The 24,829-nt window shown below is 64.5% G+C and carries 22 protein-coding genes; 13 read left to right on the forward strand and 9 right to left on the reverse strand.

Annotated features, from left to right (window positions below):
- Positions 1-57: 57 nt before the first annotated feature.
- The 3 genes from P6U27_RS02545 to P6U27_RS02555 form a co-directional block, all read right to left on the reverse strand.
- On the reverse strand, positions 58-399 hold the full coding sequence (locus P6U27_RS02545; protein WP_407193640.1) for a Na+/H+ antiporter subunit C: 342 nt from the start codon (positions 397-399) through the stop codon (positions 58-60).
- Positions 399-3,320: a monovalent cation/H+ antiporter subunit A gene (locus P6U27_RS02550; RefSeq protein WP_407193641.1), complete on the reverse strand. Its 2,922-nt coding sequence runs from the start codon at positions 3,318-3,320 to the stop codon at positions 399-401. The genes P6U27_RS02545 and P6U27_RS02550 overlap by 1 nt, the downstream gene beginning before the upstream one ends.
- Before the next feature lie 889 nt (positions 3,321-4,209).
- Positions 4,210-5,163, reverse strand: coding sequence for a LysR family transcriptional regulator (locus P6U27_RS02555; protein WP_209296058.1), 954 nt, complete (start codon positions 5,161-5,163; stop codon positions 4,210-4,212).
- Between the two features lie 98 nt (positions 5,164-5,261).
- Here P6U27_RS02555 and P6U27_RS02560 point away from each other — a divergent pair, with 98 nt between their 5' ends.
- Both P6U27_RS02560 and P6U27_RS02565 read left to right on the forward strand, forming a co-directional pair.
- Positions 5,262-6,443, forward strand: coding sequence for an MFS transporter (locus tag P6U27_RS02560; protein ID WP_209296059.1), 1,182 nt, complete (start codon positions 5,262-5,264; stop codon positions 6,441-6,443).
- 128 nt (positions 6,444-6,571) lie between these two features.
- A complete protein-coding gene (locus tag P6U27_RS02565) occupies positions 6,572-8,143 on the forward strand; it encodes an amidase family protein (RefSeq protein ID WP_122400510.1) in 1,572 nt (523 codons plus the stop codon).
- Between the two features lie 2 nt (positions 8,144-8,145).
- Here P6U27_RS02565 and P6U27_RS02570 read toward each other — a convergent pair whose 3' ends face one another.
- Positions 8,146-8,304 carry a hypothetical protein gene (locus P6U27_RS02570; RefSeq protein ID WP_407120400.1) on the reverse strand — a complete coding sequence of 53 codons (159 nt, stop codon included), beginning with the start codon at positions 8,302-8,304 and terminating at the stop codon, positions 8,146-8,148.
- A gap of 281 nt (positions 8,305-8,585) precedes the next feature.
- Here P6U27_RS02570 and P6U27_RS02575 point away from each other — a divergent pair, with 281 nt between their 5' ends.
- The 4 genes from P6U27_RS02575 to recQ all read left to right on the forward strand — a co-directional run bounded on the left by P6U27_RS02575 (position 8,586) and on the right by recQ (position 13,866).
- Positions 8,586-9,887: an O-acetylhomoserine aminocarboxypropyltransferase/cysteine synthase family protein gene (locus P6U27_RS02575; protein WP_122400512.1), complete on the forward strand. Its 1,302-nt coding sequence runs from the start codon at positions 8,586-8,588 to the stop codon at positions 9,885-9,887.
- 12 nt (positions 9,888-9,899) lie between these two features.
- A complete protein-coding gene (locus P6U27_RS02580) occupies positions 9,900-10,898 on the forward strand; it encodes a homoserine O-succinyltransferase (protein WP_129144439.1) in 999 nt (332 codons plus the stop codon).
- Positions 10,899-11,003: 105 nt separating this feature from the next.
- Complete coding sequence (locus tag P6U27_RS02585; protein ID WP_129144440.1) at positions 11,004-11,747, forward strand: polysaccharide deacetylase family protein; 744 nt, start codon at positions 11,004-11,006, stop codon at positions 11,745-11,747.
- 253 nt (positions 11,748-12,000) lie between these two features.
- Positions 12,001-13,866 (forward strand): DNA helicase RecQ, encoded by a 1,866-nt coding sequence (gene recQ, locus P6U27_RS02590; RefSeq protein ID WP_129144441.1) that lies wholly within the window; start codon positions 12,001-12,003, stop codon positions 13,864-13,866.
- Between the two features lie 221 nt (positions 13,867-14,087).
- On the opposite strand, the gene P6U27_RS02595 is transcribed toward recQ, so the two are convergent.
- A complete protein-coding gene (locus P6U27_RS02595; RefSeq protein ID WP_122400516.1) occupies positions 14,088-15,104 on the reverse strand; it encodes a 1-aminocyclopropane-1-carboxylate deaminase in 1,017 nt (338 codons plus the stop codon).
- Between the two features lie 159 nt (positions 15,105-15,263).
- Between P6U27_RS02595 and P6U27_RS02600 the strand changes: the two genes are divergently transcribed.
- The 3 genes from P6U27_RS02600 to P6U27_RS02610 all read left to right on the forward strand — a co-directional run bounded on the left by P6U27_RS02600 (position 15,264) and on the right by P6U27_RS02610 (position 17,606).
- Complete coding sequence (locus P6U27_RS02600) at positions 15,264-15,728, forward strand: Lrp/AsnC family transcriptional regulator (protein ID WP_407193642.1); 465 nt, start codon at positions 15,264-15,266, stop codon at positions 15,726-15,728.
- A 44-nt stretch (positions 15,729-15,772) separates the two neighbouring features.
- Entirely contained in the window at positions 15,773-16,918 is a 1,146-nt protein-coding gene (locus P6U27_RS02605) for a PLP-dependent cysteine synthase family protein (protein ID WP_129144443.1), read from the forward strand.
- A gap of 127 nt (positions 16,919-17,045) precedes the next feature.
- Complete coding sequence (locus P6U27_RS02610; protein ID WP_407193643.1) at positions 17,046-17,606, forward strand: carboxymuconolactone decarboxylase family protein; 561 nt, start codon at positions 17,046-17,048, stop codon at positions 17,604-17,606.
- Positions 17,607-17,614: 8 nt separating this feature from the next.
- Here the strand turns inward: P6U27_RS02610 and P6U27_RS02615 are convergent, their stop codons facing one another.
- Complete coding sequence (locus P6U27_RS02615) at positions 17,615-18,487, reverse strand: hypothetical protein (protein WP_407194543.1); 873 nt, start codon at positions 18,485-18,487, stop codon at positions 17,615-17,617.
- Between the two features lie 214 nt (positions 18,488-18,701).
- Between P6U27_RS02615 and P6U27_RS02620 the strand changes: the two genes are divergently transcribed.
- Entirely contained in the window at positions 18,702-18,950 is a 249-nt protein-coding gene (locus P6U27_RS02620; RefSeq protein WP_129144444.1) for a hypothetical protein, read from the forward strand.
- Here the strand turns inward: P6U27_RS02620 and P6U27_RS02625 are convergent.
- Positions 18,931-19,896: an alpha/beta hydrolase gene (locus P6U27_RS02625; RefSeq protein ID WP_129144445.1), complete on the reverse strand. Its 966-nt coding sequence runs from the start codon at positions 19,894-19,896 to the stop codon at positions 18,931-18,933. The two genes, P6U27_RS02620 and P6U27_RS02625, sit on opposite strands and share 20 nt — an antisense overlap.
- 141 nt (positions 19,897-20,037) lie before the next feature.
- Here P6U27_RS02625 and P6U27_RS02630 point away from each other — a divergent pair, with 141 nt between their 5' ends.
- Positions 20,038-20,925, forward strand: a complete 888-nt coding sequence (locus tag P6U27_RS02630; RefSeq protein WP_129144446.1) for a branched-chain amino acid aminotransferase — start codon at positions 20,038-20,040, stop codon at positions 20,923-20,925.
- A 118-nt stretch (positions 20,926-21,043) separates the two neighbouring features.
- Here the strand turns inward: P6U27_RS02630 and P6U27_RS02635 are convergent, their stop codons facing one another.
- Complete coding sequence (locus P6U27_RS02635; RefSeq protein ID WP_129144447.1) at positions 21,044-21,664, reverse strand: trans-aconitate 2-methyltransferase; 621 nt, start codon at positions 21,662-21,664, stop codon at positions 21,044-21,046.
- 38 nt (positions 21,665-21,702) lie between these two features.
- Complete coding sequence (gene phaR, locus P6U27_RS02640; RefSeq protein WP_122400524.1) at positions 21,703-22,293, reverse strand: polyhydroxyalkanoate synthesis repressor PhaR; 591 nt, start codon at positions 22,291-22,293, stop codon at positions 21,703-21,705.
- A 312-nt stretch (positions 22,294-22,605) separates the two neighbouring features.
- Between phaR and P6U27_RS02645 the strand changes: the two genes are divergently transcribed.
- Both P6U27_RS02645 and phbB read left to right on the forward strand, forming a co-directional pair.
- Positions 22,606-23,784: an acetyl-CoA C-acetyltransferase gene (locus P6U27_RS02645; protein WP_122400525.1), complete on the forward strand. Its 1,179-nt coding sequence runs from the start codon at positions 22,606-22,608 to the stop codon at positions 23,782-23,784.
- 241 nt (positions 23,785-24,025) lie between these two features.
- Positions 24,026-24,751 (forward strand): acetoacetyl-CoA reductase, encoded by a 726-nt coding sequence (phbB, locus tag P6U27_RS02650; protein ID WP_122400526.1) that lies wholly within the window; start codon positions 24,026-24,028, stop codon positions 24,749-24,751.
- Positions 24,752-24,829: the final 78 nt, after the last annotated feature.

Genomic DNA, 24,829 nt, shown 5'->3' on the forward strand with positions numbered 1-24,829 from the left:
CGGCACCTGCCAGCAGGGGCAGGAGGATCGGCGCAATGACCAGACCAGAGGCGCCGCTCACGCTTCCGGCTCCTGGCCGTCGACATGATCGGTCCGGGCGAGGCCGCGGGATGCCAGCAGCACCACGAGGAAGAGCGCGGTGGTCGCGAAACTGATGACGATTGCAGTCAGTACAAGCGCCTGCGGAAGCGGATCGGCAAACCGCGCAGAATCTCCGGCCTCCTTTGCGATGAGCACCGGAGCCCCCGTCCGCACTCGCCCCATGGCCACGATGAACAGATTAACCGAGTAGGAAAGCAACGAGAGCCCGATGATAACCTGAAAGGTGCGCGGCCTGAGGATCAGCCAAACGCCGGACGCGGCAAGCGTACCGATACCGATCGCCAGCACGAACTCCATCAGACCAGTTCCTCCCTCGATGGCTCACTGGCCAAGCCTCGGCCGCTCTGAGGCGGAACTGCGTAGCGACGCAGCGATTGATGCGCGATCGCGATGAGCATCAGCACCGTGGCGCCGATCACGAGTGAGAACACGCCGACGTCGAAAAGGAATGCGCTCGCTGTGGGGACGCGGCCGACCAGCGGCAGTTCGGCATACGCAAAGTACGAGGTCAGAAACGGATATCCGAAAACGCACGCAGCTGCCCCCGTGCACCCAGCGAGCAGAAGCCCAATTCCCATCCAGCGTACCGGCATGACGTGCAGACGAGCTTCCACCCATGTCGTGCCGCGAGCCATGTACTGCAGGATGAACGCGGTCGCCATGGTGACGCCGGCCACGAAGCCTCCGCCCGGAAGATCGTGCCCGCGCAACAGCAGGAAGACCGCGACCACGCCGATTACGGGAAACATCAGCCTCATCATCAGCGACGCGGTCTCCGTGGTGTCCTTGGCGGTGTCACCCTTCTGTCGGTCGGGATGCGCCTCGTCGTGGCTGTCCTGGGCGTGCTGCTGTTCGGGAACGGGGATGCTCTCCGGCGCCGGACGGAAGCGGCGCAACAGCGCGTAGACGGTGAGCGCAACGACAGCGAGGACTGTGATCTCACCCATTGTGTCGAATCCGCGGAAGTCCACCAGGATGACGTTGACCACGTTGGTTCCGCCACCTTTGGTATAGGCGTTCTCGACGAAGTAGCGCGAGATGCTGTTCGTATCGGGATGCTGCATGGCTGCAAACGCGAGTGTCGCCAGCCCGACGCCGACGGAGAGCGCGATCGCGAAGTCACGTACGCGGTGCCATCGAATCCTGCCGGCTGGCGCTTCCGCCCCGGCCGGTGCGATACGTTTTGGCAACCAACGCAAGCCGAGTAGCAGCAGCACTGTCGTGACCGTCTCGACGACGATCTGCGTCAGGGCCACGTCGGGAGCCGATAGCCATACGAAGGTGACGCAGGTCACGAGACCGGCAGACCCGAGCAGGATCAGCGCGACGACGCGATGAAATTTGGCTTCGATCGCGGCGCCGACCGCGCAGGCGGCGCCGACCGTCCAAAGCAAAGCGAACGCAAGGTCAAATGTAGTCCGCAGGGGATTCGCCAGCGGGAGGCCGCGCGAATAGAGCGGCAGCAAGGCGGCGAGGAACGCCGTAGCGGCCAGGACTCTCAGTTGTGGCTGGAGACGTCGCGTCCCAAGCTTGCTCTCGAGCCAGCGTGCAAGACGCCAGGATAACGTCACCATCATCCAGTCGAAGATCTGCTTCCCGCTGAACCGGCCGAGCAAGGGCGGCCCCTCGTTGGCGAGAAGGTAGGAGCTCAGCATCACATAGACGCCGACGCCGCCAACCATCGCCAGAACGCTCATCAGCAATTCGGGCGTGAAGCCGTGCCATATCTTCAGACTGTACTCCGGCATGTTGGAACCGAGCACAGCGCCAGCGGCGGTATCGAGGACCGGTGCAACGGTCAACGCCGGCGCTATGCCCACCACGACGCATGCAAGCACGAGAAGCTCGGCCGGAAGTCGCATCAGGAGGGGCGGCTCGTGGGGGGTGCGCGGAAGACCGACGGGGGCGGGACCGAAGAATACGTCACGAATGAACCGGAGAGAATAGGCAACTGTGAAGGTGCTTGCCGCGGTGACGATGTAGGGAAGCGCTCGATCGACGAGTGAATTGTCATGGACTTCGATTGTTTCGGCGAAGAACATCTCTTTCGAGAGGAAGCCATTCAGCAGCGGCACGCCGGCCATGGACCCGGCCGCGACCATGGCCAGCGTCGCGGTGATCGGCATGAACGCGTAGAGACCGCTCAAGCGCCGAATGTCGCGCGTGCCGGTTTCGTGGTCGATGATGCCCGCCGCCATGAACAGCGATGCCTTGAACGTGGCATGATTCATGATGTGAAAGACCGCTGCGATCTGCCCGAACGGCGTGTCCAGTCCAGTCAAGAGCGTGATCAAGCCGAGATGGCTGATGGTCGAGTAAGCTAGCAGGCCCTTTAGATCCTGCTGGAATACCGCGAGAAACGCGCCCACCAGGAAGGTGATCAGACCGGCCGATCCCACCAGCCACAGCCATTCGTTCGATCCGCCGAGGGCGGGCCAGAGCCTGACCAAAAGAAACACACCGGCCTTCACCATCGTTGCCGAGTGCAGATAGGCCGATACGGGAGTCGGAGCCGCCATCGCGTGCGGCAGCCAAAAATGGAAGGGAAATTGGGCGCTCTTGGTCAGGGCGCCGAGCAGGATCAGCACGAGCGCGGGGACATAGAGCGGATGCGAACGGATCGCCTCTCCTGACGTCAACACCTTGTCCAGGTCATAGCTGCCGACGATGTGGCCAATCAGCAAGACGCCGGCGAAGAGGCAGAGCCCACCGCTCGAGGTGACCACCAGCGCCATACGCGCGCCGTCACGCGCAGCCGAATTGTGATGCCAGTAGCTGATCAGCAGGAACGAAAACAGGCTAGTCAGCTCCCAGAAGAACACGAGCTGGAGCAGGTTGCCGGAGAGCACGATCCCCAGCATCGCGCCCATGAACGCCAGCAGCAGGGAAAAGAACCGGGGCACGGGATCGCTGGGCGACATGTAATAGCGGGTATACAGCACCACCAGAAAGCCAATTCCGGTGATCAGCATGGCGAATGCCCATGCGAAGCCGTCGAGCCTCAACGCAAATTCCAGTCCAAGTTCAGCGATCCATTCCGTCCGCCAGCAGACAACGCCACCGTTCGTCACGCTCGGGTAAGCCATACCGACGAGGCTAAAGGCAGCAAGTGCGACGCCGCCGGCGAGCCACGCCTCAGCGTTGCGCGCATTGACTCGCAAAAGAGCCGCAGTACAGCTTCCGGCGAAAGGAAGCGCAAGGACGGCAAGGAGGAACATCGCGTTCGTTGCCCAGCTGCAAGATGTGTGTATTCGCTGACCCCGACTGCTTAGCCGACGCGAATAGATATCTCCACTGCTAGATTTGGCGCGGTTGCAAGTGATCGACCTTGAAGCCCTACTCCGCCAGAACCGCTGACAAGACTCGCTCTAAATTGAGCGGTTCAGATCCAGTGAGGAAAGGTGCCGACCAGAGCGGCAACTGGGGCCGCGATAGCGCCGAGCAAAGCGTAAAGGCCGCAGAGCACGATTGTCCGCCAGCCACTTGTATCGATTGGCTTGTCGTTTGGCTCGGTGTCCTCAGCTTGGCTGAACTCGGCGTGGCCCCGCGTCATCGTGGCCCTTCGTCTGTTCCGCCGCAGGTGCAAGCGATCGAGCAACATAACCACGTCCAGTCGGATTGCGACTCACATTCACGTCAAGGTCTACTATTCAACCGACAGATATCCTTTGCAGCGAGCGAGGATCGCGGCCATCCTCGATGGTCTTCACCTTGATCGTCCGGATTGCCCGCCACTGTGCGGTTTCGTCGCAATGTTTCCAGCTGAATGGCCACTATATTCAGTCTGCTATGACTTGTGTCGTCGACATCGATCCGCGCGTTGCGCGGCGTTGCTTGCACGCCGGACGGCTCGAAGCAGGAGCTTAGCCGGACGGTAGTTGGTGCCGTCCGGATTACCCCCTTCGTTCATCAAACGGATTTGGTGTGTGGCTCTCCCGCGAGGAGAAGCCCAGACAAGTAGGCATGGCGTGAACAACCCCTTTTTTCCGAACGTCACGCAAGGCTTTCGCGCCGAAGCCCGCAGGGACGAAGGCGGACTCGTTGCCGCTTGCTTCGGCTCGGCAAGCCGGCGCGGGTCAAACTTCCTCTGAGCCCTCCACCGCTATCTCATCCCACCAATTTCCACCTCCCATCTCCGGCCCGCTTCAGCGCGGGATCGCTCACCCGCACGTGCTCGGCGAGGAAATCGATGAAGGCACGGACGCGCGCGGGTAGCGGGGCGGCGTGGCCGACATAGACGGCGTGGATGTCTTCGCGGTCGCCGGGATTGTAGCTTTGCAGCACCGGCACGAGGCGGCCGGATTCGATGTCGGGGCCGATGTGGAAGAGGGCGAGGCGGGCGAGGCCGACGCCGCCGAGGCAGAGACGGCGGGCGGCTTCGCCGTCGCTGGCGCGCGCGACCGGAGCGGGCAGGGCCTGCTCGGTGTGGTCGCCACGCCTGAACGGCCAGCCGCGGATGCTGCGCGGAAAGGTCCAGCCGATGCCACGGTGATCGACGAGATCGGCCGGCGTCTTCGGCATGCCGCAGCGTGCGAGATAGTCCGGCGCGCCGACCACGACCATGCGGCTGGTGCCGAGCTTTCGCGCGACGAGGCGTGAGGCGCGCAGCGGGCCGACGCGAATGGCGACGTCGGCGCGCTCCTGCATCAGGTCGATCAGCGTATCGGTCAGCACGAGATCGAGCGTGACGTCCGGATGCTGCTTCAGGAAGCGCGGGATCAACGGCATCACATGCAGCATGCCGAACGGAATGTTGCAATTGACCGTGAGGCGGCCGCGCGGCGCCGCGCCTGAGGCCGCCTCGCGCTCGGCCTCCTCCATCTCGGCGAGGATGCGCAACGAGCGCTCGTAGAAGGCCTGGCCTTCCTCCGTCAGCGTCAGCTTGCGCGTGGTTCGGTTGACCAGCCGCGCGCCGAGGCGCGCCTCCAGACGCGAGATCAGCTTGCTGACGCCGGACGGGGTCAGGCGCAGCTTTCGCGCGGCCTGGGTGAATCCGCCGAGGTCGACGACGCGGACGAAGACCTCCATCTCGGCGGCGCGGTTGGTGTCGAAGCGGGCCATATTGAATTCACGTCACAAATGATTGGATTGCGGACATTCTAATGATTCTGCGGCCGTGCCGCTATCTGCGTGGCTCGTCTCACCCATCGGAGCCACGCATGCCTCCCGCCGTTCTCGCTCTCACCGCCGGTGCCTTCGGCATCGGCACCACCGAATTCATCATCATGGGCCTGTTGCTCCAGGTCGCCGCTGACATGCATGTCTCCGTGCCGGTTGCGGGCCTGCTCATCTCCGGCTATGCGCTCGGCGTGTTCGTGGGGGCGCCAGTCCTCACCCTCGCGACGCGCAAAATGCCGCGCAAGACGGTGCTGCTGGCGCTGATGGCGATCTTCACGCTGGGCAATGCGGCTTGCGCGCTGGCACCGAACTACGAATTGCTGATGGCCGCACGTGTGCTGACCTCGCTCGCCCACGGCACCTTTTTCGGCGTCGGTTCGGTCGTGGCCACCAGCCTCGTTGCCGAGGACAAGCGTGCGTCTGCGATAGCGACCATGTTCATCGGTCTCACGGTGGCAACGTTGCTCGGCGTGCCCTTTGGCGCCTGGTTCGGCCTGATGCTCGGCTGGCGCGCGGCGTTCTGGGCGGTGACTGTCATCGGCGTGATTGCGTTTGCGGTGGTCGCGCTGCTCGTCCCCGGCCATGTCGGCAATGGCGACAAGCCGATCTCGCTCGCCGAAGAAGTGGCGGTGCTCGGTCGTCCGCAGGTGCTGCTCGGTCTTGCGATGACCGTGTTCGGCTTCGCCGGCCTGTTCGTCGTCTTCACCTATATCCAGCCGATCCTGACACGTTTCACCGGCTTCTCGGAGGCCGCGGTCTCGCCGATTCTCTTGGTGTTCGGCGTCGGGCTTGCGATCGGCAACGTCGCCGGCGGCAGGCTTGCGGATCGCGGCCTCGCACGGGCCTTGACCGGCACGCTCGCCGGGCTTGCGATCGTGCTGCTTGGCCTGGCCGCCGTACTATCGGTCAAGATCCTTTCCATCGCGCTGATCTTGCTGCTCGGCATCGCCGCCTTCGCGACCGTCGCCCCGCTCCAGCTTCGGGTGCTGGAGGCTGCCGGCCCCAGCGGTCGCACGCTGGCCTCCAGCCTCAACATCGCCGCGTTCAATCTCGGCAACGCGCTCGGCGCCTGGGCCGGTGGCGTCACCATTGACCGCGGGCTCGGTCTCTCCACGCTGCCTTTGGTCGCAGCCGGGATCACGGCCATTGGTCTCGTGCTGGCGCTGTGGAGCCTCCGGCTCGACCGTGCGCCGGCCGGCGTCGCAGCGTCTCCGGCAGAGTAGGGCGAAGGCGTGCGGTGCGCTGACGATTGGTCGCATCGGCCCTCACGCCAACGCGCCATGCAGAAACGCGCTGTACAGCGCCGCATGTCGTCCGTAACCTCCGCCGCGCAATTGAAGGAGATGCTGGCGTGGCGAAGAAGACGGTGACCAAGAAGACCAAGAAGAAAAGTGTCTTGGAGAAAGAAGTGAAGACCCCGAGCAAGGCGAGCTCCAGCCGCAAGAGCGTGGTCGCGAAGCCGGCCAGGAAGGCGCCTCGGGCGAAGGCCGCCGCACCACGCCGCCCCAAGGGGGCGCCCTGGCAATGGTCGGCAGTCGAGACCGCCGCCGCGATCCGCTCCGGCGCCATCTCCGCGGTCGAGGCGGTCGAATCCCATCTCGAACGGATGCGCTCCGTCAATCCGCGGCTGAACGCCGTCGTCGTCGATCTCTCCAAGGAAGCACTTGCCGCGGCCCATGCGGCCGACAAGCAGCGCGCCAGAGGCGGCGAGCTCGGCCTCCTGCACGGCGTGCCTGTCACCATCAAGGAAAACGTCGACTACCAGGGCCGGCCGAACTTCAACGGCGTGCCCGCCAACAAGAACCTGGTTGCGCCCTCCGATGCGCCTGTCGTGCGCAACCTGAAGAAGGCCGGCGCGATCGTCATCGGGCTGACCAATACGCCCGAATTCTCCTTTCGCGGCTTTACCGACAATCCCCTGCACGGGCTGACGCTCAACCCCTGGGATCCCGATATCACCTGCGGCGGCTCCTCGGGCGGCGCGGGTTCGGCAGTCGCGGCGGGCATCGGCACCATCGCCCATGGCAACGATATCGGTGGCTCGCTGCGCTGGCCGGCGCATTGCAACGGCGTTGCCACCATCAAGCCGACGCAGGGCCGCATCCCCGCCTTCAACGCCAGCGCAACGGCGGAGCGGCCGATGCTGGCGCATCTGATGTCGGCGCAGGGGCCGCTCGCACGCCACGTCGCCGACGTTCGCCTTGCGCTGGAGGTGATGAGCCAGCGCGATCCGCGCGATCCCTGGTGGGTGCCGGCACCACTGGTCGGCGAGAAGCCGAAGGGACCGATCAAGGTCGCGCTGGCAAAGATCCCAGAGGACATGGACGTCGATCCGTCTGTCGCCGCGGCGCTGCGCCAGGCCGCGGACCATCTTGAACGGTCCGGCTATCGCGTCAGCGAGGTCGAGGTGCCAGACATCAACGGTGTCTGGCAGACCTGGTGCGACATCATCACCAACGAGACCGTGGTGATGCAGGAAGCCTCCATGCTGAAGGTCGCGTCCGAAGATTTTCACAAGGCCTGGGGCGGCATGAAAGCCAAGGCCAACGTGCTCGATCTGCCGGCCTGGATGCGCGCCACTGCCGCGCGCAACGGCCACATCCGCGCCTGGCAATTGTTCTTCGAGGACTATCCGGTGGTGCTGGCGCCGACCACGGTGAAGCCGACGCCGGGCCCGCGCGAGGATGCCGTCAGCGCCGAGCGCGTGCGCGAGATCTTCTGGGGCGAGATCCGCTTCATCTCCGCCATCAACGTGCTGGGTCTGCCCGGCGCAGTGGTGCCGGTGGCGCTCCACGAGGGCAAGCCGATCGGTGTGCAGCTGATTGCAGGGCGCTATCGCGAGGATCTCGCACTCGATGCCGCGGCCGCGATCGAGAAGCGCGTCGGCGTGCTGGCACATCGGCTGTGGGAGACGATGGCGTAAGCCTAAGCAAGCGCCGCCGCGTTGGAGATGCATTCCCCTTTCCCGCGGTGTGCGCTGTTGAGCACCGACTGTCTGTCCAGCGTCATGGCCGGGCTTGTCCCGGCCAACCACGCCTTTCCATGCAGCACAAAGACATGGATGCCCGGGACAAGCCAGGGCATGACGACCTCCGCCAAATGTGCAAATGCGATAACCCTGCCCATGGGGGAGGGGAGCTCGGCCGCGCAGGGCGAGACGACACCGCGCGAGACACGGCAAGGTCAGTTAATTGAATTTAACCGGATTTCCGGCCAATTCGCGAGCAAGCATTAGGGTTACTTCCTCGATCTCTAGGCGAATTATTGTCCGCTTTACCACCCGCCTCTAACAGAGGGACGGCGGATAACGCACACGCCTCATTGTAGGCCAATAAGTGCGGCCCGCTCCACGCGGAGGTGGCACGATGCGCAACGAGACGATCGCTATTCACGCCGGCTACGAGCCCGAAGCCACGACGCACGCCGTGGCCGTGCCGATCTACCAGACCGCGGCATACGCCTTCGACAGTGCCGATCACGGCGCGGCCCTGTTCAATCTCGAGACTGAGGGCTTTCGCTACAGCCGCATCGCCAATCCGACCAGCGCGGTGCTGGAGAAGCGCATCGCCCAACTCGAAGGCGGCGTCGGCGCGCTTGCGGTCGCGACCGGGCAGGCTGCGCTGCATTTTGCCTTCGTCAACGTCGCCGATCACGGCGGCAACATTGTTTCAGTGCCGCAGCTCTACGGCACCACGCACACGCTGCTCTCGCACATCCTGCCGCGCCAGGGCATTACCGGCCGTTTCGCCGAGAGCGACAAGCCGGAGGCGATCGAGAAGCTGATCGACGAAAACACCCGGGCCGTGTTCGCGGAGACCATCGGCAATCCCGCCGGCAATGTCTGCGACATCGAGGCGCTGGCGAAGATCGCCCACGCGCATGGCGTGCCGCTGATCGTCGACAACACCGTCGCAACCCCGATCCTGCTCAAGCCGTTCGACTACGGCGCCGACATCGCCGTGCATTCGCTGACCAAGTTCCTGGGCGGTCACGGCACCACGCTCGGCGGCGCCATCGTCGATTCCGGAAACTTCCCGTGGGCGAAATACGCCAATCGTTTTCCGGCCTACAACAAGCCCGACGCGTCCTATCACGGCCTCGTCTATGCCGAGCGGTTCGGCCGCACCGCCTATATCGAGCGCGCGCGCAGCGTCTACCAGCGCACCATGGGTTCGGTGTTGTCGCCGTTCAACGCCTTCCTGCTGCTCCAGGGTATCGAGACTGTCGCGCTGCGCATGGAGCGCCATGTCGAGAACGCCCGCAAGGTCGCCGAATTTTTGCGCGACGACCCGCGCGTGGCCTGGGTCAATTACACCGGCTTCCCGGACAGCCCCTATTATCCGCTGGTGCAGAAGTACTTGAATGGCAACGCCTCATCGCTGTTCACCTTCGGCATCAAAGGCGGCATGGAGGCCGGCAAGACCTTCTACGATGCGCTGAAGCTGATTACGCGGCTCGTCAATATCGGCGATGCCAAGTCGCTCGCCTGCCATCCGGCTTCGACCACGCACCGGCAGATGTCGGCGGAGCAGCAGCGCGTTGCCGGCGTGCTGCCGGAGACCATCCGTCTGTCGATCGGTATCGAGCATGTCTCTGACATCATCGAGGACGTCGACCAGGCGCTGGAAAAAGCCTGCCCATCGGCGCGCCTCGAGGCCGCGGAGTAGGCGCCGCCGCCCATGACGATCTTGATCGATAGCGATCAATTCATTGCAGGCCCGGCGCTGGTGCCCGCCGCGCACCATCTCGCGCGCGAAGCCGGCACCGAACTCACCATCGGTCTCGTCAACAACATGCCGGATGCGGCACTGAAGGCGACCGAGCGGCAGTTCATGAAGCTGCTCCAGGCCGCAGCAGGTGCGCGCCGTATCCGCTTCCACTGCTTCTCGCTTCCCAGCGTGAAGCGCTCGCCCGAAGCGAGGTGGCATGTCGAGAGCGAGTATTCCGACCTATCCGATCTCGAGCGTGGAAAACTCGATGGGCTGATCGTGACCGGCGCCGAGCCGATCGCGCCCGAGCTCGACCAGGAGCCATACTGGCGCGACCTCACGAGCCTGATCGACTGGGCCAAGACCAACACGCGATCGACGATCTGGTCGTGCCTTGCCGCGCATGCCGCGGTGCTGCATCTCGACGGCATTGAGCGGCGGCGGCTGCCGGCCAAATGCCACGGCATTTTCGATTGCGACGTCGTGATGAGCGATTCGCTGACCCATGCGGCGCCTTCGCCGCTCAAGGTCTCGCATTCACGTCTGAACGAAATCGCCGAGAGCGATCTCGCTGAGGCCGGCTATCAGGTGCTGACACGCTCGGCCGAAGCCGGCGTCGACGTCTTCGTTCGTCAATATGCCAGCCGCTTCGTGTTCTTCCAGGGCCACCCGGAGTATGACGCGCTGTCGCTCCAGCGCGAATATCTGCGCGACATCGGCCGCTATCTCGCGCGGGAGCGCGACAACTATCCGCGCCTGCCGGTGAGTTACTTTGACGCAGCGACCGAAGAGAAGCTGGCTCGGTTCGAGAAGAAGGCGACACACGAGCGCCATCCGGCGCTCACCAACGAGCTGCCTGGGCTGAGCTTGCGCGCCGATATCGACGCCGGCAACGCCGCGGCGGTGCTCTTCCGCAACTGGTTGCGCTATCTCGGCGCGGACGCCGATGCGGCGGTGGCGGCGCGCTAGCCGAAGCGGTCTTGATTCCGCGTTAGGATTACCCGTGCGTTAGGCTTGCCTCAACCTGCGCACGAATGTTTCAGTAGAGAAACAGGACACCACGGGAAACGCAGCGTGTGGTCGGCACTCCAGGGACGCGTGAACAATCGGCTGGCCCGGCATTTTCGGGCCGCGCCGCACCGGCTGCCCGTGCATGTGCCGATGGTGAGCTTCACCTTCGACGATGCCCCCGACAGCGCCGCAGGCGAGGGCGCCGAGCTTTTGGAGCAGCATGGCGGCCGCGGCACCTATTACCTCGCCGGCAGTCTGATCGATCGCCCCTCGGATCATTGGCATGGCCTGTCGAATGACGCGATCGTGCGGCTTCACCGCGTTGGACACGAGATTGCCTGCCACACCTTCTCGCATCAGAGCTCGGCCACTCTCGGCGAAGCCGCGATGGCTCGCGAGATCGAGCGGAACCGCAGTCATTTCCGCGGCATCGATGCTTCGATCACGCTGGAGAACTTCGCCTATCCCTATGGGATCGCCTCGGTCTGGCGCAAGCCGCAACTCGCAAAAGCCTTTCGCTCCGCGCGTGGCATCCTTCCCGGCGTCAACAGCGGCGTCATCGATCTCCAGTTCCTGCGCGCCTCGCCTTTGGTCGATTGCGAGATCGACAAGGCGGGCATCGATCGCTATTTCGACGAGGCAGTCGCAAGCGGCGGCTGGCTGATCTTGTACGGCCACGACGTCACCACTAGGCCGAGCCCCTATGGCTGCACGCCACATTTGATGCGTCATGCGCTGGAGGCCGCCGGCAAGCGCAACATGCCGATCGTGACCGTCGCAGAAGCGCTGCGACGGATCGGGGCGTAGCGTCTTTTTCCCTTCTCCCCCTTTGCGGGAGAAGGTGGCGCGAAGCGCCGGATGAGGGGTATGCCTCCGCAAAATCGAATTCGTGGATGGAGACCCCTCCCCCGTCTCGCCACTATGCGGCGAGCCACCCTCTCCCCGCAAGGCCGCAGGGGGAGAGGGGAAGGGGCGCACTCGCCCCGCAAACGGTCTTGCCACGCCGACGCCAGCATGCGACTGGCCTTGTGACGAATCTCACGGCCTGATCTGCTCCGCCATGTCCGCTCCCTCCACCGCTCCGCTGCCTGCGCCGGCCAATGGGCGCGATGCGCTGTCGGTGCTGCATTCGGTGTTCGGCCTGCCGGGTTTCCGCGGCGCGCAGGGCGAGATCATCCAGCACGTCACGGACGGCGGCAACTGCCTGGTTTTGATGCCGACCGGCGGTGGCAAGTCGCTGTGCTACCAGCTTCCGTCCTTGCTGCGTGAAGGCTGCGGCATCGTGGTGTCGCCCTTGATCGCCCTGATGCGCGACCAGGTCGCCGGCCTGATCGAGGCCGGCGTCAACGCCGCCGCGCTGAACTCGTCGCTGACGCCGCAGGAGGCGTCCGACATCGAGCGGCGCCTGCTCGCGGGCGACCTCGACCTGCTCTATGTCGCGCCGGAACGCCTGGTGACGCCCCGCTGCCTGTCGCTGCTGGCGCAGGCGAAGGTGGCGCTGTTTGCGATCGACGAGGCGCATTGCGTCTCGCAATGGGGCCATGATTTCCGGCCCGAATATGTCGGCCTTTCCATCATCGCCGAGCGCTTTCCCGACGTGCCGCGCATCGCGTTGACCGCGACCGCCGACGAGCTGACCCGCAAGGAGATCGTCGCGCGGCTTCAGCTCTCGGACGCGCCGCAATTCGTCTCGAGCTTCGACCGGCCCAACATCCGCTACGAGATCGTCGACAAGCGCAATTCGGTATCGCAGCTGAAGGAATTCATCCGCGAGCGCCACATGGGCGATGCCGGCGTGGTCTATTGCCTCTCGCGCAACCGGGTCGAGGAGGTCGCTGCCGCGCTTCAGGACGCCGGTATTGCGGCGCTGCCCTATCACGCCGGGCTCGATGGGTCGTTGCGCTCGCGCAACCAGGACCGCTTTCTCAACGAGGACGGCATCGTCATCGTCGCGACCGTCGCGTTCGGCATGGGCATCGACAAGCCCGACGTGCGCTTCGTCGCCCATCTGGATCTGCCCAAGAGCATCGAGGCCTATTACCAGGAGACGGGGCGCGCCGGCCGTGACGGCAAGCCATCGACGGCCTGGATGGCCTACGGGCTGTCGGACATCGTGCAGCAGCGTCGCATGATCGACGAGTCCAACGCCTCCGACGAGTTCAAGCGGGTCTCGATCGGCAAGCTCGATGCACTGGTCGGTCTTGCCGAAACGCCGCACTGCCGCCGACGGCGGCTGCTCGCCTATTTCGGCGAGATCGTGATGGGCGAGAGCTGCGGAAATTGCGACAATTGCCTGACGGCGCCCAAGATGCGCGACGGCAAGGTGCTGGCGCAGAAGCTGCTGTCCTGCGTCTACCGCACCGGACAGCGCTTTGGTGCGATGCATTTGATCGACGTGCTGATGGGGCGCCTGACCGAGAAGGTGACGCAGTTCGGTCACGACAAGCTGTCGGTGTTCGGCATCGGCCGCGAGCTCAACGAAAAGCAATGGCGCACGGTGCTGCGGCAATTGGTGGCGATGGGACATCTGCGAAGCGACAGCGAAGCTTACGGCGCGCTCAAGCTGACGGAGTCCTCGCGCGGCGTGCTGCGCGGCGAAACGGACGTGTGGCTGCGCGAGGAGGCGCCGGGCACCCGCATCCGGTCGAGCCGCGCCAAGTCCCGTCGCGGCGATCTCGCGCCCGCGGCCAGCGCGCCGCAAGGCGACGTCGATCCCGAGCTGCGCGCGCGCCTGCGTGCCTGGCGTTCTGAGGTCGCGCGCCAGCGCGGCGTGCCGGCCTACGTCGTACTCCACGATGCCACCATCGACGGCATCGTCCGGGCCTGGCCGACCACGCTGGACGAGCTGCGCAACGTGCCGGGCATCGGCGACAAGAAGCTCGAGCATTACGGCGACGAGCTGCTGCAGATCGTCAGGACGAGGTAGCCGCCAACTCAATTGTCATCCCGGACAAGCGCGCCAAAGCGCGCAGATCCGGGATCCGTAACCACAGGCCGATGTGGCTGGGGCAAGCTGCCAAGCACGAGTCTTCGCCAAACGCGGTCATGTGGTCGCGACGAGCGCAGGCGCTCGCGCGGGGGTCCCGGGTCTGCGCTGACGCTTGCCGGGGACGACAGCAGTTAATGAGGCGCGAGAGCCAGCTTCACTCACCCGTTACGGAACGCATACGCATATCCGTTCAGCGCCGGCGCGCCGCCGAGATGGGCGTAGAGAATCTTCGCGCCCTTCTCGAAATAGCCCTTCTTCGCAAGATCGATCAGGCCTTGCATCGACTTGCCCTCGTAGACGGGGTCGGTGATCATGCCTTCGAGACGCGCGGTGAGACGGATCGCCTCCTTGGTCTCTTCCGACGGCACGCCGTAGGCCGGATAGGCGTAGTCCTCGATCAGCACGACATCGTCGGCGACGAGCTCCTTGCCGAGCTCGACCAGCTTGGCGGTGTTCTGCGCGATCTCGAGCACCTGCGCCTTGGTCTGCGCGGGCGTGAAGGACGCATCGATGCCGATTACCTTGCGGGCGCGGCCGTCGGCGGCGAAGCCGACCAGCATGCCCGCATGGGTCGAGCCGGTGACGGTGCAGACCACGATATAGTCGAACTTGAAGCCGAGCTCTTTCTCCTGCTTGCGCACCTCCTCGGCGAAGCCGACATAGCCGAGCCCGCCGAACTTGTGCACGGAGGCGCCGGCCGGAATGGCGTAAGGCTTGCCGCCAGCGGCCTTCACCTCCTCGATCGCCTGCTCCCAGCTCTTGCGGATGCCGATGTCGAAGCCGTCATCGACCAGGCGCACGTCGGCGCCCATGATGCGCGAGAGCATGATGTTGCCGACGCGGTCGTACACTGCGTCCTCGTGCGGCACCCAGGCTTCCTGCACCAGGCGGCACTTCATGCCGAGCTTGGCGGCGACGGCGGCGATCATGCGGGTGTGGTTGGACTGCACGCCGCCGATCGACACCAGCGTGTCGGCGTTGGAGGCGATCGCGTCGGGGACGATGTATTCGAGCTTGCGCAGCTTGTTGCCGCCATAGGCGAGGCCGGAATTGCAGTCCTCGCGCTTGGCATAGACCTCGACGTGGCCGCCGAGATGTTTTGACAGCCGCTCCAGCTTCTCGATGGGCGTCGGACCGAAGGTCAGCGGATAGCGCGCGAATTTTTCCAGGTTCATGGATCATCCCCGTTGGCGTTGGTGTCTGCGACGTGGCTAGCATTGCGGCGCAAAAAGGTGCTCTCGAATTTTGCGCCCATATTGCACGTGATCTTGCGGAAGATGCGACTTCAGCTAAGACTTCTTCCGCCGATGCATCTCCAAGTGAAAGATTCTTCCATGTCCGGGCGGCTCGACCGTATCGACCTCAAGATATTGAGATTGCTGCAAAATAACGGGCGGCTGAGCAACGCCGAGCTGGCCGCATCAGTCGCGATCAGCCCCGCCACATGCCACCGCCGCACCCAGCGCCTGTTCGAGGACGGCTTCATCGCCACGGTGCGCGCCATGGTCGCGCCGAAAAAGGTGGCAAAGGGCACGCTGGTGATGGTCGGCGTCGTGCTCGACCGCTCGACGCCGGAGAGCTTTGCCACCTTCGAGCAGGCGATTGCGAAGTTGAAATTCGTGCTCGACTGCCACCTCGTCGCAGGCGACTTCGACTATTTCCTCAAGATCCGGGTCGGTGACATGGAGGATTTCAACCGCATCCACGGCGAGCAGCTCATCGCGCTGCCCGGCGTGCGCCAGACCCGCACCTTCTTCGTGATGAAGGAGGTCGTCGACAACGCGCCGCTGGAGTTTTGAGCCTCACACTTGATGCACGATCGGCATCATGAGAGATTCGCGCAATGCAGACATTCCCGTTCCGCCAGCACAATCCGGCCGGGCCGGCCTATCGGCGCGGCTGGGTCGACGAGGCCGTGGCCGCGATCGAGGCCGACCAGTGCCGCACCGCCGACACGCATCTGATTCGGCTGATCGTGCCGGCACTGTCCGGCATCGATATCTACCTGAAGGATGAATCCACGCATCCGACCGGCAGCCTGAAGCATCGGCTGGCGCGCTCGCTATTCCTCTACGCGCTGTGCAACGGCCATATCCGCGAAGGTACGTCCGTCGTCGAGGCCTCGTCGGGATCGACCGCGGTGTCGGAAGCCTATTTCGCGCAGATGATCGGCGTACCCTTCTATGCCGTTATGCCGCGCACGACCTCGGCGGAGAAGATCGCCGCGATCGAGCATTATGGCGGCAACTGCCACCTGATCGACGACGGCCGCGCGCTCTATGCGGAGGCTGCGGCGCTCGCAGCCCGTCTGAACGGCCATTACATGGACCAGTTCACCTTTGCCGAACGCGCCACCGACTGGCGCGGCAACAACAACATCGCCGAATCGATCTTCACGCAATTGCAGGGCGAGCCGCGCCCGCTGCCGGACTGGATCGTGATGGGCGCCGGCACCGGCGGCACCTCGGCCACTATCGGACGCTATCTGCGCTATCGCCAGTATCCGACGCGGCTGTGCGTTGCCGATGTCGAGCACTCCGCCTTCTTCGACTGCTTCCGCTCCCAGGACCGATCCCATGTCTGCGATCGGCCGTCGCTGATCGAGGGCGTCGGCCGGCCGCGCTGCGAACCTTCCTTCGTGCCGGGCGTGGTCGATCGCATGATGAAGATCCCGGATGCGGCGACGATCGCCGCGATGAACGTGTTGGCGCGCCGGCTGCGCCGCCCGGTCGGCGGCTCCACCGGCACCAATTTCCTGGCGCTGTGCCGGCTCGCCTCGGAGATGCGCCAGGCGAACGTCACGGGGTCGCTGGTGACGCTGATCTGCGATTCCGGCGAGCGCTACCGACAGACCTATTACGAGTCGGGATGGCTGAAAGCGCGCGGTCTCGACCCGGCACCGTTCGAGGCGACATTGTCGTCGTTACTCGCGACAGGTGAGCCCTTGAGACTCGATGTCGACGACGTCGTCAATCCGGAGAGCGCATAGGGCCCAAAGGTCCGTAGCTGACATCTTCGTGCGATTTACGAAATGGCACGGCCCGTCACGGCAACTTCACTTGCCTTGCGCGCGGCTGCAGGTGACGGTTGCGTCCTCTCAACGAGGAGATCCTGCCGTGCGACTTCCCATTATCGATCCGAAAGACCTGAGTGCCGAACAGAAGCCGCTCTATGACGACATGCGAGCCGGCATCAAGGATCATTTCAAGGGTTTTGTGAACATGCGCGACGACGGCGCGCTGCTCGGGCCCTGGAATCCCTGGATCCGCGAGCCGCGCTTCGGCAAGCCGGTATGGGAGCTGGTCAAAGCGATCGCGTCGAACCCGTTGCTGCCCGCTGCCGTCCGCGAGGTCGCGATCCTCGTCACCGGCTCGCATTTCCGGTCCGGTTACGAGCTCTATGCCCACGTGCTCGTTGCCGAGCAGCGTGGCCTCTCCGACGAGAAGCTCGCGACCATCGTCGCCGGGCAGCGACCGGTGGACCTCACCAAGCAGGAGGCGGTCGCCTACGATATGGCATCGGCACTGGTCGGCGGCGGCGTACTGCCGGAGCTGACCTGGCGCGCGGCGGTGAAGGAATTCGGCGAGCACGGCGCCGCTGAGCTGTCCTATCTCGTCGGCGTCTACTGTATGGTCTCGGTCACGCTCAACACCTTTGACGTGCCGGTGCCGGACTAGCGAGCTGGCTAATTGCGCACGGCGTAAAGGGGCGTTCGCAGCGTCAGCTGGTAGGCCGGCTTCGGCGTCCACGCGATCTGTGCGGTGATGCCGAACAGGCGGTTATCGTTGTCGTCCATGCGATCGAGGTCGAGGCGCAGGGTCGGCTGGGTGAAGGACGACGCCAGCGTCCGCCCCCCGAGCTGCGCGCCGCCGAAAGACTGCATGCCGACGCGCCCGGTGAACTTCCAGTTGCTTGGCCATTGATAATAACCGCCGGCATAGAGGATCGTGTTCGTTCCGATGCTGGCGAACGGGCTGGCGATGCTGGTCTTGGTGTATTGCATGCCGGCCAGCCAGCCCCGTGTCTCGTCCTCGTCGAGCGCGTAGTCGAATTCCAGGATGTTGTTCAAGGAATTCGTCATGCCCTGCTCGTTCGGCACCGACTGCGTCAGGGTCGACTGCAGCCTGATGGTCGGGATCTTCCCGCCGTTCTGCTGGAAGAGATCGGCCTGCACGCCGATGTTCCAGCTCGTGATGTCGAACGCCGACCAGCCGCCGCCGACGTCAATGGTCGAGCCCGACACGCCGCCATAAAGCGAGACGCGGTCGCTGACGTCGACGGTCAGCGGCAGGTCGACGGCGATGGATTTTGCCGCCGGCGAGCCGTTTGGCAGCGTTGCGCCTCCACGCACCGCCAGGGCTTCGAGCGCGGCCGATACCGAGGTGTTGCCGAAGCCGAGCCCGAGCGCGCCCGCCGGGGTCCTCGCATAGATTGTGCGCAAATCGAGGTAGATGTTCGGGACACGTGGCTTTGCGGGCTCGTCGTCCTCATCGTCGGCCGCGAAGGCTCCGCCGGCCGAGATCGCCAGACAAAGCAGTCCCGTCGCGGTAACGCGCAAAACCGAACGACGAGATTGGCTGCGAAGGGGCACGTGACGATCCGGCGCATGGCGATTTGACGGCGAAACCGGTGCTAGATGGAACGTGATCGCTCGTGCGGTCAAGCGCTCTTCGCAAGCGATGGACGGCATGGACGTGTGCGGTTACCCTGCCGTGATCGCACCGACACACTCGCCAGCCACAGTGCAGGCCGAACAATGGAGGACGACAGCCATGAACACGTCACGCCGCATCCTGCTCGCCGGAATGGCGGGGCTCGCCGTTGCTCCCACCGCTGCTGCCGCCGCTGCACCATCGGCAGAACCCGGCGACGTGACCGTAGCCGAAGAACGCTTTGCGCGCACGATTGCGGCCGCGCATGCCCCCGATATTATCTGCGCGCGGCAGGCCGAACGCTATGCGGACGCGCACTGGCCGGAGTATGTCGCGGCAGCGCGCGCGGTCATTGGCTCGAGGGCATGACGCTGCTTTCTTCCCTCTTCACCGCCCTGCGCACCTGCTCGCCGATCTGCGACAGCACGAGCTGAGCCTGTGGCAAGATCGCGCCCATGGCGTGGAAATTGTGGACCATGCCGTCGTGGCAGACATGCTCGACGGCGACGCCCGCGGCGAGCAGCTTGCGGGCATAGGCATTGCCCTCGTCGCGCATCGGGTCGTACTCGGCAGTGTGGATGATCGCGGGCGGCAGGCCCGAGAGCCGTGTCGCGCGCAACGGAGAGACACGCGGATGGGCGGTGTCGATGCCGTCAGGCAGATAGTCGGAAAGATCGGCTTCGATCGTGGCACGATCGATCAGGTGGCCCTCCGCAAAGGCCTCGCGCGAGGGCGAGGTCTCCTCGAAATCCAGCACCGGGCAGATCAGGCATTGCGCCACGATGGAGAGGCCGGCGTTTTGCAAAGCCTGCTGGCACACGATCGCCGCCAATGTGGCGCCGGCGGAATCGCCGCCGACAACCAGCCGTTCGGCGTCGATGCCCAGGGAGCGCGCCTCGCGCGCGACCCATTCGGTCGCGGCGATCGCATCGTCCACGGCAGCGGGAAATTTGTGCTCGGGTGCGAGCCGGTAGTCGACCGAGACCAGGCGGCAGCCGGTGGCATGCGCCAGCGCCGCCGCGATGCGGTCATGCGTGGCAATACTGCCGGCGACGAGGCCGCCGCCATGGAAGAACACGAAGCCCGGTGCGAGCTCCCCAGCGCTTGCCGGCGTGTAGAGGCGATAGGGCAGCTCGCCGCCCGCACCGGTCAGCATGCCGTCCGAGGTCGTCACATCCGGCGCCTCGGCGCGCGCGAACTGCATCAGCTTTGCCAGCGATTGCCGTCGCGCCTCCACGCTGGGCCGGCTCCGCGCCTGCGGCGCAGCCGCCGCCAACATGGTCAACAAACGCTTTGCGAGCGGATCGAGCGGCATGGGGACACTCCGTGACTGCCGGACATTATAGCCGGTTTGCGCGGTCCTAACCTCCCTGGAGGCAGAGGGTGCCCAAATCCCGCAGCAAATCGTTTAGAAATTGCGGCAATAGTGCCCGGATATTCTCAGGGGAGGCCGGTCATGGCCGAGATCAAAAAACCCATCGACTATTCGCCGAGCTGGACCTTCTTCGAGGGCAAATGGCACGACGGCAATGTGCCGATCATGGGCCCGCGCACGCATGCGGCCTGGCTCGGCTCGATCGTGTTCGACGGCGCGCGCGCGTTCGAGGGCGTTGCACCCGATCTCGACCGTCACGTCGCTCGCGCCAATCAATCCGCGATCAATTTCGGCCTGAAGCCGGTGGTCGATACCGATACCTGGCTCGCGCTCGCCAACGAAGGCATCGCGCGCTTTGCCGCGAATGCCGAGCTCTATATCCGTCCGATGTACTGGGCGCAGAACGGGAGCGGCGGCGGCGTGCTGTTCGACCCCGAGACCACCAATTGGTGCCTGTGCATCTACGAGGCGCCGATGCCAAAGCCTGTCGGCAACGCCATCACGTTGTCGCCGTTCCGCAGGCCCACCGCCGAATGCGCGCCGGTCGAGGCCAAGGCGGCTTGCCTCTATCCGAACAATTCGCGTGCGCTCGCGGAAGCTGCTTCGCGCGGCTTCCAGAACGCGCTGATGCTCGACATGCTCGGCAACGTCGCCGAGTTCGGCAATTCCAACGTGTTCATGGCCAAGGACGGCGTGGTCTTCACGCCGGTGCCGAACGGCACCTTCCTCAACGGCATCACGCGCCAGCGCGTCATCAGCCTGCTTCGCGGCGACGGCGTTACCGTGGTCGAGAAGACGCTGCGCTATGCCGATTTCCTGGCCGCCGACGAGATCTTTTCAACCGGCAATTTCGCCAAGGTCGCGCCCGTGATTCGCATCGACGAGCGCGAGCTGAAGCCGGGCCCGTTTTACACGAAAGCGCGAATGCTCTATTGGGACTTTGCGCATGCGGTGAAGCTGGCGGCGTAGGAGCCTGTCCCTCCGTCATTTGCGAGCGCAGCGAAGCAATCCTGGATTTTACCGCGGCGGCAGTCTGGATTTGCTTCGCTGCGCTCGCAATGACGAGTTTGCGGATCGTGCGGCGCCCTCACGAGCCGCGCCTGCGAAACCGGCTGAACTGAAACGCCTGCGTCGAATCCCACGGCGTGTGATGCGTCTCGCGCCGCGTCTCGACCAGCTCGAACTCCGGCCCAAGCTCCGCTGCAAGGCTGGCACTGTCGTGGCGCTGCACCGGCAGGCCGCTGCATTTCTCAGGACCATCAGGTGCAAACGTCGCAATGATGACGTGACCGCCAGGCGCAATTGCCGACCGCAGGCGCTCGACGTAAGCGGCCCTGTCGCGGAGATCGGTCAGGAAGTGAAACGCGGCGCGATCGTGCCAGACGTCGTAGGTCTTCGCCGTTTGCCACGTCGTGGCATCGGCGACGATCCAGTCGACCATCGAAGCGGCTCCGCCCAATCGCTTCTTCGCCGCGTCAAGCGCTTTGGCAGAAAGGTCCAGCACGGTGACGTCGCGATATCCGTCCTGCAACAGCGCATCGACCAACCGTGATGCTCCGCCGCCGACATCGATGATGGCTGCGTCATGGTTGGGGCCGGCAGCGCGGATCATCTCGAGCGAGATCGCCGGGCTGTCCTGAAACCAGCTGACCTCGGCCTCGCCCTTGGTGGCGTAGACGTGGTCCCAATGGGTGCTTCGCTCAGACATAGCTCGCGCTTCCGTGCGCGGGCGGCGCGAATAAAAGACTACTCGTCCTTCTTCGACATCCGCTCGAGACGATCCTGCATTTCCTTCATCTGCTGGCGCAGCTCGTCGATATTGCTGTCCTTCGGTGCCTCGGCATTCGCATCGGGCTCCGGCTCGGGAGTGGCGGCCGGACGGGGCGCTGCGAACGGCTTGAACATCGAGAAGGTCTGCTGGAACAGCTCCATGTTGCGGCGGACTTGCTCCTCCAGCGGAGCAAAAGGAGTGCCGGACAGCGTGTTGGCAATCTGCTTGCGGAACTTCTCTTGCTCCTGGGTCAGAGTCGCGATCGACTGCTCCAGATATTTCGGCACCACCATCTGCATGCTGTCGCCATAGAAGCGGATCAGCTGGCGGAGGAAGGTGGTCGGCAGCAGGTTCTGGCCGGCCTTGTTCTCCTGCTCGAAAATGATCTGGGCGAGCACAGAGCGGGTGATGTCGTCGCCGGTCTTGGCGTCATAGACCAGGAAATCCTCTCCGTCCTTGACCATGGCGGCGAGGTCTTCCAGCGTTACATAGGTACTCGTTCCGGTGTTATAGAGCCGGCGGTTCGCGTATTTCTTGATTGTGGTGGGTTGGTCTGATTTCGCCATGGGCTCTCACTTGCAAGCGCGGAGAACGGGAACCTGTCGGGCAATGCCGCAGGGCGGGAAGAGTACGCAACGCAACAAAATAAGCATTTTCAAAGGGCTCACGCTACCGTTTTGTGCGGCACGGTTAATTGCAGGGCAAAATCTTGCTTGCGAAAGCGCCAAGAACGCTGTTTTGAATGCGCTGCGGTATGAATTCGGTGCCCGGCCGATTGACATGCCTCAACGACGTTAACAGGATGGCTGACAGACTGGCGATTGCTTTTCCAGCCCGCCTGCCCCCTTTACAAGAACCTCAAGCCCCAGGAGATGCCCATGTCAGACGATGTCGTCATCGTCAGCGCCGCCCGCACCCCGGTCGGAAGCTTCAACGGAGCCTTCGCGACCCTTCCCGCCCACGATCTCGGCGCCGTCGCCATCAAGGCCGCGCTGGAGCGCGCGGGCATCGAGCCCGGCCGGGTCTCCGAAGTCATCATGGGTCAGATCCTGACCGCCGCCCAGGGCCAGAACCCCGCCCGCCAGGCTTCGATCGCCGCCGGAATTCCGGTGGAGAGCCCGGCCTGGGGCGTCAACCAGCTTTGCGGCTCGGGCCTGCGCACGGTCGCGCTCGGCTACCAGGCGCTGCTCAACGGCGATTCCGAGATCGTGGTCGCCGGCGGTCAGGAGTCCATGAGCATGGCCCCGCACGCCCAGCACCTGCGCGGCGGCGTCAAGATGGGCGGTCTCGAATTGGTCGACACCATGATCAAGGACGGCCTGTGGGATGCCTTCAACGGCTATCACATGGGCAACACCGCCGAGAACGTCGCGCGCCAATGGCAGATCACCCGCGCCCAGCAGGACGAGTTCGCGGTCGCCTCGCAGCAGAAGGCTGAGGCCGCGCAGAAGGCCGGCAAGTTCAACGACGAGATCGTTCCCGTCACCATCAAGACCCGCAAGGGCGACGTCGTCGTCAGCGCCGACGAATATCCGCGCCACGGCGCCACGCTGGAGGCGATGGCGAAGCTCAAGCCGGCTTTCGAGAAGGACGGCACGGTCACCGCGGGCTCGGCCTCCGGCATCAATGACGGCGCTGCCGCCGTGGTGCTGATGACGGCCAAGCAGGCGGCCAAGGAAGGCAAGAAGCCGCTCGCGCGCATCGTGTCTTGGGCGCAGGCCGGCGTCGATCCGAAGATCATGGGCTCGGGCCCGATCCCGGCCTCGCGCGCCGCGCTGAAGAAGGCCGGCTGGAATGTCGGCGATCTCGACCTGGTCGAGGCCAACGAGGCCTTTGCGGCACAGGCCTGCGCCGTCAACAAGGACCTCGGCTGGGATACCTCGAAGGTCAACGTCAACGGCGGCGCGATCGCGATCGGCCATCCGGTCGGCGCGTCCGGCGCACGCGTGCTGGTGACGCTGCTGCACGAAATGCAGAAGCGCGATTCGAAGAAGGGCCTGGCCACGCTGTGCATCGGCGGCGGCATGGGCATCGCCATGTGTGTGGCGCGCGACTGACGACGACCCGACACGCAGCTGACGCGTGCGCCGCACACGTCAGCGCGTGCGTTGCACGCGACTAAAAAGGCAGCGGTTGCAAATCAAATATTCTTCGCAACCACGCAAGCCTCGACTAAAGAGAAACGCCCGGCTCACGCCGGGCGTTTTGTTCTTGATGTCCGTCAAACGTCCCGCATAATCCGCTGTTAAAAACGATCACGTCAGAAACGTCTGAAGAGTCCAAGGGAAGGAATACGACATGGCACGTGTTGCACTGGTGACGGGTGGTACGCGAGGCATCGGAGCGGCGATCAGCAAGGCGCTGAAGGCGGCCGGCTACAAGGTCGCGGCAAGCTATGCCGGGAACGATGCGGCGGCGGAGAAATTCAAGGCCGAGACCGGCATCGCCGTCTACAAATGGGACGTCAGCAGTTTCGACGCCTGCGCCGAGGGCGTGAAGAAGGTCGAGGCCGATCTCGGGCCGATCGAGGTGCTCGTCAACAATGCCGGCATCACCCGCGACACCGCCTTCCACAAGATGACGCTTGAGCAGTGGAACGCGGTCATCAACACCAATCTCGGCTCGCTGTTCAACATGACGCGCCAAGTCATCGAGGGCATGCGCGCGCGCAAGTTCGGCCGCATCATCTCGATCTCGTCGATCAACGGCCAGAAGGGGCAGTTCGGCCAGGTCAACTATTCCGCCGCGAAAGCCGGTGACATCGGCTTCACCAAGGCGCTCGCGCTCGAGAACGCCAAGGGCGGCATCACCGTCAATGCGATCTGCCCCGGCTACATCAACACCGAAATGGTGCAGGCGGTGCCGAAGGACGTGCTGGAGAAGAGCGTGATCCCGCAGATCCCGGCCAGCCGGCTCGGCGAGCCCGAGGAGATTGCGCGCGCGGTCGTGTTCCTCGCGGCCGACGAGTCCGGCTTCATCACCGGCTCGACGCTGACGGTCAACGGCGGCCAGTACATGGTGTGATGCGATCGCATCACGTGGGGTGATATTCGCAACATCGTCATGCCCGGGCTTGTCCCGGGCATCATGCCCTGTCATTCG

It is taken from the genome of Bradyrhizobium sp. STM 3566 (genome assembly GCF_045571445.1).
In the GTDB taxonomy this organism is placed as follows: domain Bacteria; phylum Pseudomonadota; class Alphaproteobacteria; order Rhizobiales; family Xanthobacteraceae; genus Bradyrhizobium; species Bradyrhizobium vignae.

Coding starts and splice junctions, on each gene's coding strand:
- P6U27_RS02545 (WP_407193640.1), bottom strand. CDS start 399: ATGGAGTTCGTGCTGGCGATCGGTATCGGTACGCTTGCCGCGTCCGGC.
- P6U27_RS02550 (WP_407193641.1), bottom strand. CDS start 3,320: ATGTTCCTCCTTGCCGTCCTTGCGCTTCCTTTCGCCGGAAGCTGTACT.
- P6U27_RS02555 (WP_209296058.1), bottom strand. CDS start 5,163: ATGGCCCGCTTCGACACCAACCGCGCCGCCGAGATGGAGGTCTTCGTC.
- P6U27_RS02560 (WP_209296059.1), top strand. CDS start 5,262: ATGCCTCCCGCCGTTCTCGCTCTCACCGCCGGTGCCTTCGGCATCGGC.
- P6U27_RS02570 (WP_407120400.1), bottom strand. CDS start 8,304: ATGCCCTGGCTTGTCCCGGGCATCCATGTCTTTGTGCTGCATGGAAAG.
- P6U27_RS02575 (WP_122400512.1), top strand. CDS start 8,586: ATGCGCAACGAGACGATCGCTATTCACGCCGGCTACGAGCCCGAAGCC.
- P6U27_RS02580 (WP_129144439.1), top strand. CDS start 9,900: ATGACGATCTTGATCGATAGCGATCAATTCATTGCAGGCCCGGCGCTG.
- recQ (WP_129144441.1), top strand. CDS start 12,001: ATGTCCGCTCCCTCCACCGCTCCGCTGCCTGCGCCGGCCAATGGGCGC.
- P6U27_RS02595 (WP_122400516.1), bottom strand. CDS start 15,104: ATGAACCTGGAAAAATTCGCGCGCTATCCGCTGACCTTCGGTCCGACG.
- P6U27_RS02600 (WP_407193642.1), top strand. CDS start 15,264: ATGTCCGGGCGGCTCGACCGTATCGACCTCAAGATATTGAGATTGCTG.
- P6U27_RS02605 (WP_129144443.1), top strand. CDS start 15,773: ATGCAGACATTCCCGTTCCGCCAGCACAATCCGGCCGGGCCGGCCTAT.
- P6U27_RS02620 (WP_129144444.1), top strand. CDS start 18,702: ATGAACACGTCACGCCGCATCCTGCTCGCCGGAATGGCGGGGCTCGCC.
- P6U27_RS02625 (WP_129144445.1), bottom strand. CDS start 19,896: ATGCCGCTCGATCCGCTCGCAAAGCGTTTGTTGACCATGTTGGCGGCG.
- P6U27_RS02630 (WP_129144446.1), top strand. CDS start 20,038: ATGGCCGAGATCAAAAAACCCATCGACTATTCGCCGAGCTGGACCTTC.
- P6U27_RS02635 (WP_129144447.1), bottom strand. CDS start 21,664: ATGTCTGAGCGAAGCACCCATTGGGACCACGTCTACGCCACCAAGGGC.
- phaR (WP_122400524.1), bottom strand. CDS start 22,293: ATGGCGAAATCAGACCAACCCACCACAATCAAGAAATACGCGAACCGC.
- P6U27_RS02645 (WP_122400525.1), top strand. CDS start 22,606: ATGTCAGACGATGTCGTCATCGTCAGCGCCGCCCGCACCCCGGTCGGA.
- phbB (WP_122400526.1), top strand. CDS start 24,026: ATGGCACGTGTTGCACTGGTGACGGGTGGTACGCGAGGCATCGGAGCG.